General features: G+C 66.1%; 12 protein-coding genes. 9 read left to right on the forward strand and 3 right to left on the reverse strand.

The features are described from left to right. The first annotated feature begins 223 nt into the window (after positions 1–223). The 7 genes from NK1_RS03000 to NK1_RS03030 all read left to right on the forward strand — a co-directional run bounded on the left by NK1_RS03000 (position 224) and on the right by NK1_RS03030 (position 6,759). Positions 224–820 carry a bacterial proteasome activator family protein gene (locus tag NK1_RS03000; RefSeq protein WP_084460539.1) on the forward strand — a complete coding sequence of 199 codons (597 nt, stop codon included), beginning with the start codon at positions 224–226 and terminating at the stop codon, positions 818–820. Positions 821–956: 136 nt separating this feature from the next. Further along, positions 957–1,781, forward strand: coding sequence for a galactan export ABC transporter permease subunit Wzm/RfbD (gene wzm / locus NK1_RS03005; protein ID WP_063006999.1), 825 nt, complete (start codon positions 957–959; stop codon positions 1,779–1,781). A gap of 8 nt (positions 1,782–1,789) precedes the next feature. Then, positions 1,790–2,596 carry a galactan export ABC transporter ATP-binding subunit Wzt/RfbE gene (gene wzt, locus NK1_RS03010; protein ID WP_030516838.1) on the forward strand — a complete coding sequence of 269 codons (807 nt, stop codon included), beginning with the start codon at positions 1,790–1,792 and terminating at the stop codon, positions 2,594–2,596. A gap of 104 nt (positions 2,597–2,700) precedes the next feature. After that, positions 2,701–3,624, forward strand: coding sequence for a galactofuranosyltransferase GlfT1 (gene glfT1, locus NK1_RS03015; protein WP_051024093.1), 924 nt, complete (start codon positions 2,701–2,703; stop codon positions 3,622–3,624). Between the two features lie 31 nt (positions 3,625–3,655). After that, complete coding sequence (locus NK1_RS35525; protein ID WP_063905876.1) at positions 3,656–4,432, forward strand: hypothetical protein; 777 nt, start codon at positions 3,656–3,658, stop codon at positions 4,430–4,432. Between the two features lie 275 nt (positions 4,433–4,707). Beyond that, positions 4,708–5,784 carry a ribosome small subunit-dependent GTPase A gene (gene rsgA / locus NK1_RS03025; protein WP_063007000.1) on the forward strand — a complete coding sequence of 359 codons (1,077 nt, stop codon included), beginning with the start codon at positions 4,708–4,710 and terminating at the stop codon, positions 5,782–5,784. 126 nt (positions 5,785–5,910) lie between these two features. Then, positions 5,911–6,759 carry an SDR family oxidoreductase gene (locus tag NK1_RS03030; RefSeq protein ID WP_063007001.1) on the forward strand — a complete coding sequence of 283 codons (849 nt, stop codon included), beginning with the start codon at positions 5,911–5,913 and terminating at the stop codon, positions 6,757–6,759. A 187-nt stretch (positions 6,760–6,946) separates the two neighbouring features. Here the strand turns inward: NK1_RS03030 and NK1_RS03035 are convergent, their stop codons facing one another. Both NK1_RS03035 and NK1_RS03040 read right to left on the reverse strand, forming a co-directional pair. After that, entirely contained in the window at positions 6,947–8,842 is a 1,896-nt protein-coding gene (locus NK1_RS03035) for a glycosyltransferase (protein ID WP_084460527.1), read from the reverse strand. A 96-nt stretch (positions 8,843–8,938) separates the two neighbouring features. Further along, positions 8,939–9,448, reverse strand: a complete 510-nt coding sequence (locus tag NK1_RS03040; protein ID WP_051024098.1) for a GtrA family protein — start codon at positions 9,446–9,448, stop codon at positions 8,939–8,941. A gap of 229 nt (positions 9,449–9,677) precedes the next feature. On the opposite strand from NK1_RS03040, the gene NK1_RS03045 reads away from it, so the two are divergent. Together NK1_RS03045 and NK1_RS03050 are read left to right on the forward strand one after the other, a co-directional pair. After that, entirely contained in the window at positions 9,678–10,643 is a 966-nt protein-coding gene (locus NK1_RS03045; RefSeq protein WP_063007002.1) for a glycosyltransferase, read from the forward strand. Beyond that, the gene (locus tag NK1_RS03050; protein ID WP_063007003.1) at positions 10,643–12,250 is read left to right on the forward strand and encodes a DUF2142 domain-containing protein; all 1,608 of its coding nucleotides are present in this window, start codon (positions 10,643–10,645) and stop codon (positions 12,248–12,250) included. The genes NK1_RS03045 and NK1_RS03050 overlap by 1 nt, the downstream gene beginning before the upstream one ends. Here the strand turns inward: NK1_RS03050 and rfbB are convergent. Continuing rightward, entirely contained in the window at positions 12,247–13,248 is a 1,002-nt protein-coding gene (gene rfbB, locus NK1_RS03055) for a dTDP-glucose 4,6-dehydratase (RefSeq protein ID WP_063007004.1), read from the reverse strand. The genes NK1_RS03050 and rfbB overlap by 4 nt on opposite strands. Positions 13,249–13,527: the final 279 nt, after the last annotated feature.

The raw sequence follows: 13,527 nt of genomic DNA on the forward strand, positions 1-13,527 counted from the left end.
AAGGGCAGCGGGCAAGTCGGCGGAACCGTGCGCCGACCCAATGCGATATCACGCGACATGGCAACCGACTTTCACAAACCGAACCACACACGAGGCGGACAGAACCGCAACAGAATACTTCCGCCCGAAATCGGACCGCGTACCCCGTTCCGGCACCGGGCCCTCACCGGGCGATGCGTCGTTCACTTAGCGCTCGGCGCGGGAAGCAGACATCATGGATGCCATGACGCAATCGGACGGAGCACCGGATTCCATCGTGGTGATCGGACCCGAGGGGCGCCCACTGGTCATTCCGGCCGGCGCCCAGGGTGAGGCGCCGTTCGCCGGGCAGGTGGTCGGCGAAGGTGACACCGACGCCGAGGGCACGCAGACCGCCGGCGGCGAGGAATCGCTCGCCGATATGGTCGAGCAGCCGGCGAAGGTGATGCGGATCGGCACCATGATCAAGCAGCTGCTCGAGGAGGTGCGCGCGGCTCCGCTGGACGACGCCAGCCGTACCCGGCTCAAGGAGATCCACAAGACCTCGGTGCACGAGCTCGAGCAGGGACTCTCCCCGGAGTTGCGCGACGAACTCGAGCGGCTCGCGCTGCCGTTCGGCGAGGATTCCGTGCCGTCCGACGCGGAACTGCGGATCGCCCAGGCCCAGCTGGTCGGCTGGCTGGAGGGTCTGTTCCACGGTATTCAGACCGCGTTGTTCGCCCAGCAGATGGCGGCCCGCGCGCAGCTCGAGCAGATGCGGCACGCGTTGCCGCCGGGTGCGGTCGTCCCGCGCGAGGGCGGGCAGGGCGGATCGGTCACCGGAGGCGGTCAGTACCTCTGAACACCGCTGATCATCGGATAGTCTCGAGCCCTCACCGGCGGGGATCGGCTCTGCGCTACAGTCGTGCACTGTGCCAGCAGCTGCCCCTGCCGATTCGGCCACAGCCGAACGCCCGGCCGACGCCACGGTGCCCCTGATGTCGGATGCGCAAACGTTTCCGCGGGCCTTCAAAGACCTCCGCGAGGGGTTCTCTCAGCGTGAGCTGTGGCTACAGCTGGGCTGGCAGGACATCAAGCAGCGCTACCGGCGATCGGTGATCGGCCCGTTCTGGATCACCATCGCCACCGGCGTGCAGGCCGCCGCGATGGGTGTGCTCTACGCGGCGATCCTGAATCAGGATCTGTGGACGTATCTGCCGTACGTGACCGTCGGCCTGATCGTCTGGAACGTGATCAACGCCAGCATCCTCGAGGGTTCGGATGTGTTCATCGCCAACGAGGGGCTGATCAAACAGCTGCCCTCGGCCCTGAGCGTGCACGTGTATCGGCTGGTGTGGCGGCAGTTCCTGTTCTTCGCGCACAACATCGTGATCTATCTGGTCATGCTGGTGGCCTTCGGCGTCTGGGAACATCTGGACTGGAGTGTGCTGCTGGCGATTCCGGCGATCGCGCTGGTGTTCCTGAATTCCGCGTGGGTGTCGATCGTGTTCGGCATCTTCTCCACTCGGTACCGCGACATCGCCCCGATTCTGGGCAGCATGACGCTGATGCTGTTCGTGCTGACCCCGGTCATGTGGACCACGAAGTCGCTGCACGATCAGGGCGGGGCGGTGAGCGAGCGGGCCAAGCTGGTCGAGTTGGTGCCGACCTACCACTATCTCGAGATCGTGCGCGCCCCCCTGCTCGGCGATCCGGTGCAGGTGCGGTCGTGGCTGGTCGTCGGCGTGATCACCGTGGTCGGCTGGACGGTGGCGATCCTGGCGTTGAAGCAATACCGTTCCCGCGTGCCGTACTGGGTGTAGAGGACGATATGACCGGAGTAAGCATCGAAACCCACCAGGCGTGGGTGGAGTTTCCCATCTTCGACGCCAAGTCACGGTCGCTGAAGAAGGCTTTCCTGGGCAAGGCCGGCGGATCCATCGGGCGCAATCAGTCCGATGTGGTCGTCGTGGAGGCCCTGCGCGACATCACGCTGTCGCTGAAGGAGGGTGACCGGGTCGGCCTGGTCGGTCACAACGGCGCCGGAAAGTCGACGCTGCTGCGGCTGCTCTCGGGTATCTACGAGCCCACCCGCGGCAGTGCGCGGGTGCGCGGCCGGGTGGCGCCGGTGTTCGACCTCGGTGTCGGCATGGATCCGGAGATCTCCGGCTACGAGAACATCATCATCCGCGGGCTGTTCCTCGGGCAGACCCGCAAGCAGATGCTGGCCAAGGTCGACGAGATCGCCGACTTCACCGAACTCGGTGAATATCTGAACATGCCGCTGCGCACCTATTCGACCGGTATGCGGGTGCGGCTGGCGATGGGCGTGGTGACCTCGATCGATCCGGAAATCCTGCTGTTGGACGAGGGTATCGGCGCGGTCGACGCGGAATTCATGAAGAAGGCCCGCAACCGGCTGCGCGACCTGGTCGCGCGCTCCGGAATCCTGGTGTTCTGCAGCCATTCCAACGAATTCCTGGCCCAATTGTGCGACACCGCGATGTGGATCGACCACGGCACGCTGCGTATGCAGGGTGATATCGAGGATGTGGTGCGCGCCTACGAGGGCCCGGAGGCGGGCGATCACGTGAAGCAGATCCTGCGTGAGCTCGAACTCGAACGCAATCCCGCATGACGACGGCGGCAGAGGACACGGACATGAGCGGTCAAGCGCGGAGGCGGGAGCGCAGCGTGACCACGCAGCGCTCCGCCCATGTCCCAGAGGACAAGGACACGACCATGAGTGATCAGGCGGCCCCGTCCGCGGACAGCGGAGTGGCCCGGATCATCGCGGTGGTCGTGACCCACAAACGCCGGGAACTGCTGAGCGAATCGCTGAAGGTGCTCGCCTCGCAGACCCGCCCGATCGACCATCTGATCGTCATCGACAACGGCAACGAGCCCGAGGTCGGCGAGATGGTGGAAGAACAGCCGATCGAATCCACCTATCTGGGTTCGGAACACAATCTCGGTGGCGCCGGCGGTTTCGCCCTCGGCATGTTGCACGCGCTGACCATGGGCGCGGACTGGGTGTGGCTGGCCGACGACGACGGCCGTCCCGAAGGTCCGGACGTACTGGAGAAATTGCTCGATTGCGCCGGGCGCCACGGTCTTTCGGAAGTCTCGCCGGTGGTGGCCGATATCGACGATCCGGATCGGCTGGCATTTCCGCTGCGCCGCGGCGTGGTGTGGCGGCGGCTGCGGTCCGAGCTCGGTGACGAGGATTTCCTGCCCGGCATCGCGTCGCTGTTCAACGGCGCCCTGATCTCCGCCGAGGCGCTCGAGGTGATCGGCGTGCCCGATCTGCGACTGTTCGTGCGCGGCGACGAGGTCGAGGTGCACCGGCGGCTGGTGCGTTCGGGCCTGCCGTTCGGAACCTGTTTGCAGACGGCGTATCTGCACCCGAACGGGTCGGCGGAATTCAAGCCGATTCTGGGCGGGCGGATGCACACCCAGTATCCGGACGATCCGGTCAAACGCTATTTCACCTACCGCAACCGTGGCTATTTGATGGCACAGCCCGGGATGCGCAAACTGCTCCCCCAGGAATGGGCGCGGTTCTCCTGGTTCTTCCTCGTACAGCAAAAAGATCCGGCCGGTCTGCGAGAATGGTTGCGGCTGCGGCGTCTGGGGCGACGCGAGCAGTTCCATAAACCCGGTTAGATCAGTGCTTTTGGCATGAGGAGGTACGGCTGTGAGCAACCCCTACGGTGGGCAGCCACCCTATGGGCAACCATTCCCACCGAACGGTGGACAGCCGTATCCGCCGGCGCAGCCGTACCCCGGAGCGCCGCAGCCCAACGGTCCCTACGGCGCGCCACCGCCGCATGGCGGTAGCGGAGCCGTTGCCGCGCCGGGACATCCGCAGCCGCACAACGTCTCCCAGCCGCATCACGCGCCGGGGTGGGGCGCGCCCCCGGCTCCGCCACGGCCCTACGGCCAGCCGCCGGCGAATCCCTATGGGGCGCAGCCCTATCCGGGTCAGCAGCCGTTCAACGGTGGGCCGGCGCCCTACGGTGCGCCCAATCCCGGTGCACCGCAGGGCCAATACGGCGCCTACGGCCCGGCGGTACAGTTCCAGCCGCAACCGGGACCGCAGGGAATCGTCGTCGACGCCTCGTACTTCCCGCTGGGATTCCTGCTCGCGCTGACCGGCCCGAAGATTCTCGTCGACGGCATGGAGGTGCCGATGGCGAAGTGGGGACAGACCCACATTCCGGTCGGCCCCGGCCAGCATCACGTACGCGTGGCGACCAAGTGGCTGTGGGATATGGGTCCGGCCGAGACGGCCGTGCCGGTCGCGGAGGGCCACAGCACCCACGTCTACTACAAGTCGCCTGCCATCGCCTTCATCAACGGCGCCATCGGGCCGGTACCGCAGGCCGCGCCCGGTGCGATCGTTTCCTACATCAGCCTCGGCGTGGTCGGGGTGTTCATCCTGCTGCAGTTGCTGATCGCCTGCACGATCTGATCGAGCGGCCCGGGACGAAGCAGGCCCGGAAAAATACGTTGCGGCCCGCGCGGCGGGCTGTCATTGTTTATCCATCCGGTCGCGGAGGCGACCGAACCCGAGTATCGAGACACGAGAGGGTCGAGGAGGTGGAATACGTGAACGTCGGCAGTCGGATTGTCGCGGACGGAGCCCGGTATCAGACCGAAAAGCGCTCCGCCGCACGTATTTCCACTCTCCTCCCCATGCACTGAACCCTTCGCGGGCTCGGTGCCCGACGAAGGATGTCTCTCCTCATGGTCGATTACGACCGTCTCCTTCCCTACGGCTGGACCGCCGACCTCTCCGCCGAGTACGCAGGGCTGCTCGATACCGGCTGGGTCCCGGCCCGCGTGATCCGGATGGATCGCAGTGAATGCGATGTCGCGACGCCCGACGGGCTCGCACGCGCTTCCTGTCCGCGGGCGGATACCAACATCAACGGCCTGTGTACCGGTGACTGGGTCGCCGTCGCACCGGCCGAAACGTCCGCCGGTCCGGCGTTCACGGTACGAAAGTTGTTGCCGCGCCGCACGATTCTGCAGCGCGCGACGGTATCGGGCCGCTCCGACGCACAGGTGCTGGCCACCAATGTGGATACCGTCGCGATCTGTGTCGCCGCCGACGGTGAGATCGACCTGGGCCGCATCGAACGGATGCTGGCACTGGTCTGGGAGTCCGGTGCGCAGCCGGTCGTGGTGCTGACGAAATGCGATCTGGCGCCGGATGTTTCACTGCCCGAGGTGCGCGCAGCGGCGCCGGGTGCGGCGGTGGTGCCGGTCTCGGCGACCACCGGCGCCGGGATGGATGTGCTGCGCGCGGCGGCGGCCGGCACGGTCGCCCTGATCGGATCGTCCGGCGCCGGCAAGTCGACTCTGGCCAATGCATTGCTGGGCGAGGAGGTTTTCGCGACGGACCGGGTCCGCGCCTCGGACAAGCGAGGGCGCCACACCACGGTGCATCGGGAGTTGCGGCCGATTTCCGGCGGCGGAACCCTGATCGACACTCCCGGTCTCCGGGCGATCGGGCTCTGGGCTGCCGAACAGGGCCTGGCCCGGACCTTCACCGATATCGAATCGCTCGCGGCGCAATGCCGATTCTCCGACTGCGAACACCGCACCGAACCCGGATGCGCGATTCTCGCGGCCCTCGACACCGGCGAACTGCCGCAGCGACGACTGGACAGCTACCGCAAACTGCAGCGGGAGAACGACCGGCTCGCCGCCCGCAGCGACGCGCGGTTGCGGGCCGAACGGGAGCGGGTCTGGCGCGAGATCAGCAAATCGCAGCGGCGTATGTACAAGGAACGTGATCCTCGTCGCCATCGCCGTTGACCGCTATGCAACTGGTTGCATAGCTCGGTGCGGTGCCCTACTGTGCGAATCGGGTAGTTCAGCACCCCGGCTCCTTCTGATCGCCGATCATGGAGCCGGGGTGATCGCACAGATGGGAGCAGGGATATGACCGAAGCTGGTAAGCCACTGGCCGGCCGCACCATGATCATGTCGGGCGGCAGCCGCGGCATCGGCCTGGAGATCGCCAAGCGGGCCGCCGCCGACGGTGCGAACATCACGCTGATCGCCAAGACCGATCAGCCGCATCCGAAACTTCCGGGCACGATCCACACCGCCGCCGAGGAGCTCGAGGCCGCGGGCGGCCGGGTGCACAAATTCGTCGGCGATGTGCGCGACGACGAGGGCGTCACCGAAGCCGTGCGGCAGACCGTGGAGCGGTTCGGCGGTATCGATATCGTGGTCAACAACGCCTCGGCGATCGATCTGTCACCGACCGAGACGCTGTCGATGAAGAAATACGACCTGATGCAGGACATCAACTGCCGCGGCAGTTTCCTGCTGTCGAAAACCAGCATCCCGGCATTGAAGGAATCGGCCGAGGCCGGGCGCAACCCGCACATCCTCACCCTGTCGCCGCCGCTGAACCTCGACCCGAAATGGGCGGGCAGTTCGCTGGGCTACACCATCGCCAAGTACGGAATGTCGCTCACCACACTGGGTTTGGCCGAGGAACTGCGCAAGTACGGCATCGGCGTGAACTCGCTGTGGCCGCGCACCACCATCGCCACCGCCGCGGTCCGCAACCTGCTCGGCGGTGAGGAAATGGTCCAGACCTCCCGCACCCCCGACATCTACGCCGACGCCGCCTACCTGGTCCTCACCTCCCCCGCCAAGGACACCACCGGCAACTTCTTCATCGACGACGAGGTGCTGAACGCGCACGGCGTCACCGATCTGGACAAGTATCGCGTGGTCCCCGGTGACGGCCCGCTGACCACGGACCTGTTCCTCTAGGCCGGTCCGCACTCTCCACAGTGGTGTTGCCACTACCGACAGCCCGATCCGACGCCGATACATCGGCACCCGGGTCGGGCTGTCGACAGGAGTGCGAAGATGGTCAGCTCCGCAGCCGACCTACCCGACCTCGTACCGCTATCTCGGCGCGGTGGTCGACAACGATCCGCCGCCACCTCCGACCGGCTCAGATACCGTACAGCCGTTCCCAGTTCTCGCGGCTGGTCAGTTCCGGTGCCGCGGCCCGGTACTGGCGGCTCAGCTCCGGAAGTTCGCGGCGCAGCCGGCGCAGCACCCGGACGGTGCGCAGCAACAGGGCACGGGCTTTCTCCTTGTCCCGCTGCCGGATTCGCACGCCGGACTGGGAGGCGTCGGTCACCACGACGTGATCGAACAGGGCCAGATGCCACCAGTGCGCATCCTCGCGGGTGACGCCGACGACCCCGTGCTGGGTGCGTCCGGTCCACTGCTGGATCGCACGCTTGATCAGCACCAGCAGCGGGCGGCTCGGCTCGCCACCGGCACGACGGAGCTGGATGTCGGACTGCCGTACCGGTGCGGTGGCGGCCGCGTGCTTCTTTGTCTCGCCGTAATCACCGCGGCTGGTGCGGGCGGCCGCCAGGGCCTGAATTCCACCGTCGCGCAGGATCTTCGGGCCCTGCAGGAAATCTTCGATCCCCTGCAGTGTGGTGTGCGCGAGACCGTACTGCATACCCACCAGATATTCCGCGATCTCACGGAAGAGCTTGCGGGTCACCGCCTTCGTGTCGAGATCGGTGTGCATCGAACTGACGATGAGCGAATTGCGCATGCTGAAATAGCGCGCCCAGTCGTCGAAGTCCTTCCAGTAGAAGTCCGCGTGCCAGACCGCCGCATTCGGCAGCGTCACGGTCACGAATCCCGCCTCGCGGGCGCGGACACCGTATTCGACGTCGTCCCACTGGAAGAAGATCGGCAGCGGCAATCCGATCCGCGCCACCACCTCGGCCGGGATCAGGCAGGTCCACCAGGCGTTGTAGCCGGCGTCGACGCGGCGCTCCTGATTGCGCTTGAGCATGCTGGTGTTGCGCAACGCCTTGGGCACCTTCTGACCGTGCCGCAGCTCGTTCAGGTGCACCTCCTCGGCGCCGACGTTGAGATAGTCGGGGTTCAGCAGGAACAGCATCTGCGCGCCGACCAGGGTCGGTTCCACCGTGAGATTGGCAAAGGCGTTGAGCCGCAACACCGTTTCGGGCTCGCAGAGAATGTCGTCGTCCATCAGGATGACGTCGGCGTGCTCGTTCGCCGCCGACACCTCGTACAACCCGCGGGTGAAGCCGCCCGCCCCGCCGAGATTCGGCTGCCGGATGTAGCGCAGCTTGTCACCGAAACGCGGCTGCGTCTGCTGGAACAGCTCCCGGTCCGACACCAGGTCGGTGCCCTGGTCGACCACGTACACCGCGTCGATGGCCGCCAGCACCTCCGGATCCGAGGCGAGGGCGGCGACGGTGTGCGCGCAGTCCTCGGCGCGATTGAAGGTGCAGATCGCGATCGCGACCGGGCGGACGCGATCCGGCGCTTGCGCGGTCCAGGTGAGCTCACCGATCGCGAGTTCGCCTCCGACAGCATCGAATTCGACCCACAACGCCCCGCCGTCCACATACTGATCCAGCGGCGCCCGCAGGGTGACCATCCCGTCGGAATGCACATCCGCGGAGTCGATGATGCGCCGGTGCCCGGCGATATCGGAGGCGGCCAGCCGGATCCGCGCCCGGTCGCCGACCGCGACCCGCATCGAGACCTCGACCTCGGTCACCGTCGTCCAGCGCTGCCAGTAACTGGCCGCGAACCGGCCGAAATAGGTGTTGGTGTTCGCGTGCGCGCCCTTTTCCAGCCGTAGCGACAGCCGTTCGCGATGCGATTTGCCCTTGACCACCGCATAGAGTTCGTCGCTGATCTTCGGCGCCGGGCCGGTGAAGATGCCCCGGGCCAGAACCAGGCGGTCGGGGGCGCGGTGGTCGGTCCGCAGGGCGCCGGGTGCGGGCTCGGCGATCCGCGGGTCGTTCTCGGTGGCGGTCACGGCCTGGCCAGCCGACTGATCCATGGTGGAATCCCTCGTAAACAGTGTCCGATGGCGCCGAATCCGGCGCGGGCGCGGTCAAGTGCGGGCTCGGTGCGAGCGATACCCATTATGTCCGTCTCATGTCGCGGCGTCCGACCGACCCGAGCGCGACTCGGCGAAGACGAAAGTGTCGTAGGCCCAATAGCGGAAAACCACCGCCACGATCTGGCCGATCAGGGTGCCGGAGATGTTGTCCGCCAGCGGCGAGGACAGGTGCAGGACATATCGGGAGAATGCCAGACACCCCAGCTGCAACCCGATGGCAACCACATTGAATACGGCGTACAGCAGATATTCGCGGGCGGGACTGCCGCCCTGCTTGTGCGCGAAAGTCCACCATTTGTTGCCGAAATAGGTGACCACCGTGGCCACCAGAATCGAGATGATCTTCGCGACCAGCGGCGCGTGATTCAGAACTCCGTCGCCGCCCCAGAAGACCAGCAAGTTATAGGTTCCGGCGTCGACGAGAAAGCCGATCGCGCCGACCACCAGAAAGGCCGATCCCTGCCGCAGGGCGGTGACGACCTTGTGTCGCAAGGTATCGCCGGTTCGATCGACCGGTTCGGTCGCCGTCTCACTGCTGGCCACCCGGCGACGGTACCGCACCCCGGTTCCCCACCGCGTGATGCCGGTGGGGAGCGCGGCTCGCCGCGGGTGCGACCGGGCGGCTCACAGCGGACGCAAAGGGCGCGAGGTCGCGGCGGGTGTACCGGCCCGCACCCGACACAGTGAGGGTTAACGGGCGCGAGTCCGGCGTCGGCCTGTACCCTCCCGGTGTTCCGTATTTCATCGGCCGATCAAATGAGGGATTGACGGGGTGAACCCCACCGAGCTTCGCATCGCCGCAGTCGTGCCCTGCCACAACGAGGAGGCTGCGGTCGCCAAGGTCGTCACGGACCTCAAGGCTGCCGTGCCGGGCATCGACGTCTACGTCTACGACAACCGCAGCACGGACGCCACTGCCGAACGCGCCCGGGAGGCGGGCGCGATCGTGCGCACCGAGACCGTCAAGGGCAAGGGCAACGTCGTCCGGCGCGCGTTCGCCGATATCGAGGCCGACGTCTACCTGATGATCGACGGCGACGACACCTACGACGCCTTCGCCGCCCCGAAGATGATCGAGGCGCTGCTGTCGGGCCCCTACGACCATGTCCTCGGCGTGCGGAAAGAGGACGAAGGCACGCAGGCGTACCGCGCGGGCCACGAAGCCGGCAATCGCGTTCTCAACGGCGTGGTCGGCAAGGTATTCGGCGAGAACGTCGAAGATATGCTCTCCGGGTACCGGGTGTTCTCCCGCCGCTTCGTGAAGAGTTTCCCGGCGGTGTCGCGCGAATTCGAGATCGAAACCGAATTGACCGTGCATTCGCTGCATCTGCGCGTGCCGCAGACCTCGGTGCGGGTGGGATTCCGCGACCGGCCGGAGGGCAGTGAATCCAAACTGCGCACCTACCACGACGGATTCAAGATTCTGGGCCTGATTTTCGGTCTGGCCCGGCACGAACGTCCGGTCGCGTTCTACGGACTGTTCGGCACGCTGGCCTGGTTGATCTCGATCATTCTGATCGTGCCGATAGTGATCCAGTTCTACGAAATCCACCAGGTTCCGCGCTTTCCGACGTTGTTCCTCGGCTTCACCCTGCTGCTGCTGGGCAGCCTGGCGTGGACCGCCGGGCTGATCCTCGACGGCATCCGCCGCTCCCGGCACGAGGCCGCCCGCCTGATGTACCTGCGGTATTCGGCCGTCGGCGTCGAAACGCCCGAGCAGGTCCGGCAGGCACACTGATGACGACCCAGGCCGACAAGGAGGCCGCCGATAGGCCGGCCTCCGACCGCGTGGCCGTGACCGGCGAAGCCGCCACCGAGCCGAGCCGCGACGAGGCGAACCGCGAGAGCGGCACCGCGGGCGTCGACGCGGAACAGCGAGAGCACTCGGGCCTGCTCCGGCGCGCCCGATCCGGTATCGCGCACCACCTCGGCCCGGCCGCGGCGGTATTCGTCCTGGTGGCCGGCGTTTTCGGCATCGTGTTCGCGACCATCACCCCGCCGTTCTGGGGTCATGACGAGATCACCCAGTTCGGCCGCGCGTACCAGGTGGCGCACGGCGGATTCACCCCCGAGCGGATCACCGACGACCGCGGTATCTCCTACGGCGGGCAGATCCCGTTGAGTGTCGACGGTCTGATGGGTTACGCCTTCACCGACTACAACCGCCACCCGACGGAGCCGGCCCCGCTGGCCGCCGACGAGACCGCCTACGACCGGCTGGGTTCGGCGCCGGTGACCACCACCGCGACCAAGCAGATGTGGTTCACCAATACCGCCGCCTACTCGCCGGTGCCGTATGTGCCCGCGGCCGTGGGCATCCGGCTGGCCCAGGCGATCGGCCTCGACGTCGGCGATACGGTGCTGCTCACCCGGCTCGCCGGACTGCTCGCCTACCTGGTGATAGTGGCGTTCGCGCTGCGGGCGCTGCGGACGTTCCGGATCCAGTGGCTGGTATTCACGATCGCGGTGCTGCCCATCGCACTGTTCCAGGCGGGCACGGTCACGGCCGACACCGTCACCAACGCCCTGGCCGTCCTGGTGTCGTGCCTGGTGGTGAAGGGCGTCTTCCTCGACACCCGGCTGACGAAGCCGGAGGTGGTGGCCGCACTGGCGGCGACGCTGGCGCTGCCGCTGAGCAAGCCCACCTATGTCATCCTCGCCATGCTGGTGGTGCTGATTCCGGCCCGCCAGTACGGCTTCGGGAAAATGCTGCGCTGGCTGCCGTGGTGTTTCGCGGCGCTGGGCGCGATCCTGTTCGCGGTGTGGATGAAGATCGCCGCGCCGACCGGCGACGGCATGGGCCTGATGCGCAAGCCGTCGGAATGGCGGTCGGTGCGCCCCGGCGACCAGCTGCACGAAATTCTTTCCGATCCGGTGCATTTCGCGAATACCTTCGGCGACAGCATCTGGTATCGGGACGAGAAATGGTTCATCCAATTCTTCGGCGAGCTGGGATTCGCCTATGTGGACGTGCCCGCGCTGTCGATCCTGGCCTGTCTGCTGGCGCTGGCGGTGAGCGCCGGTATCGCGGATCGGCTGACCGGTGACCGGTGGCGTACCTGGATCGTCGCGCTCACCGTGCTGGCCAGTGTCGCGATGATCTACGTGACGCTCTACATGTCGTTCACACCGGTGGGCTACTGGATGATCGACGGCGTACAGGGGCGCTATTTCGTGCCGCTCGCGATTGCCGGGTTCGCGGTGCTGCTGCGGTGGATGCCGTTGCGGCTGAGCGATTCCCGCGGTGTGACGCCGGTCCGCGGGCCGGCGATTACGGTCGTGGTCGCGACCGTGGTGGCCCTGGCCGCGGCCGCGATCAAATACAACGTCCTGATCTGGGGTTAGAGCACCTTTTCGCCGGCCGCCGCGTAGGCGCGTTCGGTGTGCGCCTTCTGCGGGCGCCACCACGCCTCGTTGTCGCGGTACCAGGCGACCGTCGCGGCCAGCCCGGCGCGGAAATCGCCGTACCGGGGACGCCAGCCGAGTTCGGCGCGCAGCAGAGTGGCGTCGATGGCGTAGCGCTGATCGTGTCCCGGCCGATCGGTGACGTGATCGAAATCGCCGGGGTCGCGGCCGAATTCGGCGAGCAGCAACTCCACCACGGTCCGGTTGTCCAGTTCACCGTCGGCGCCGATCAGATACGTCTGCCCGATACGCCCGCGGTCCAGAATGTCCCACACCGCGCGGTTGTGATCGGCGACGTGGATCCAGTCCCGGATCTGATGTCCGGCGCCGTAGAGGCGCGGTCGAACCCCGTCGATCAGATTGGTGATCTGGCGCGGGATGAATTTCTCCACGTGTTGATACGGGCCGTAATTGTTACTGCAGTTGGAGATCGTCGCCCGCACCCCGAACGACCGCACCCAGGCACGGACCAGCAGATCACTGGATGCCTTGGTGGCCGAATACGGGCTGGACGGTTGATAAGGGGTGTTCTCGGTGAACGCCGGATCGTCGGCCTCGAGGTCGCCGTAGACCTCGTCGGTCGAGATGTGGTGGTAGCGCACATCGTATTTGCGGACGGCCTCGAGCAGCGTGAAGGTGCCGACGATATTGGTCTGCACGAACGCCCGGGGCCGGGCCAGCGAATTGTCGTTATGGGATTCGGCCGCGAAATGCACCACGGCGTCTGCTCCGGAGACCAAGCGGTCCACCAGACCGGAATCGGCGATATCGCCGTGTACGAACTCGATCCGATCGGCGATCGGCGCCAGCGAGGCGCGATTTCCGGCATAGGTCAGTGCGTCGAGCACGGTGACGCGGACGTCGGGTCGATCCGCCACGGTCTGATGGACGAAGTTCGCGCCGATGAATCCGGCTCCGCCGGTTACGAGCAATCGCACCGTGCCACCCTAACGTGGGCGCGAATACGGACTTTGAATCACCTGCGAGTCACAACGCCCCTTCGGCGAAGTGTGACCTTCATCACACAGCGCCCTTGATGTCCTATTTGTTCGAATTGTTGGTGGTGTCCGAAAACCGCACCCATACTGCATGTTTCCACAACCTGACAATCGGCAAGAACCCGATGGTGAACAGAATTTGAATGAACGGACACAACAGGTTCACCGCTCGTTAGCTGACGTCGATTTCTATTTCTCATGTCCCAGAACCACTCTGTA

It is taken from the genome of Nocardia kruczakiae NBRC 101016, assembly GCF_001612965.1.
In the GTDB taxonomy this organism is placed as follows: Bacteria; Actinomycetota; Actinomycetes; order Mycobacteriales; family Mycobacteriaceae; genus Nocardia; species Nocardia kruczakiae.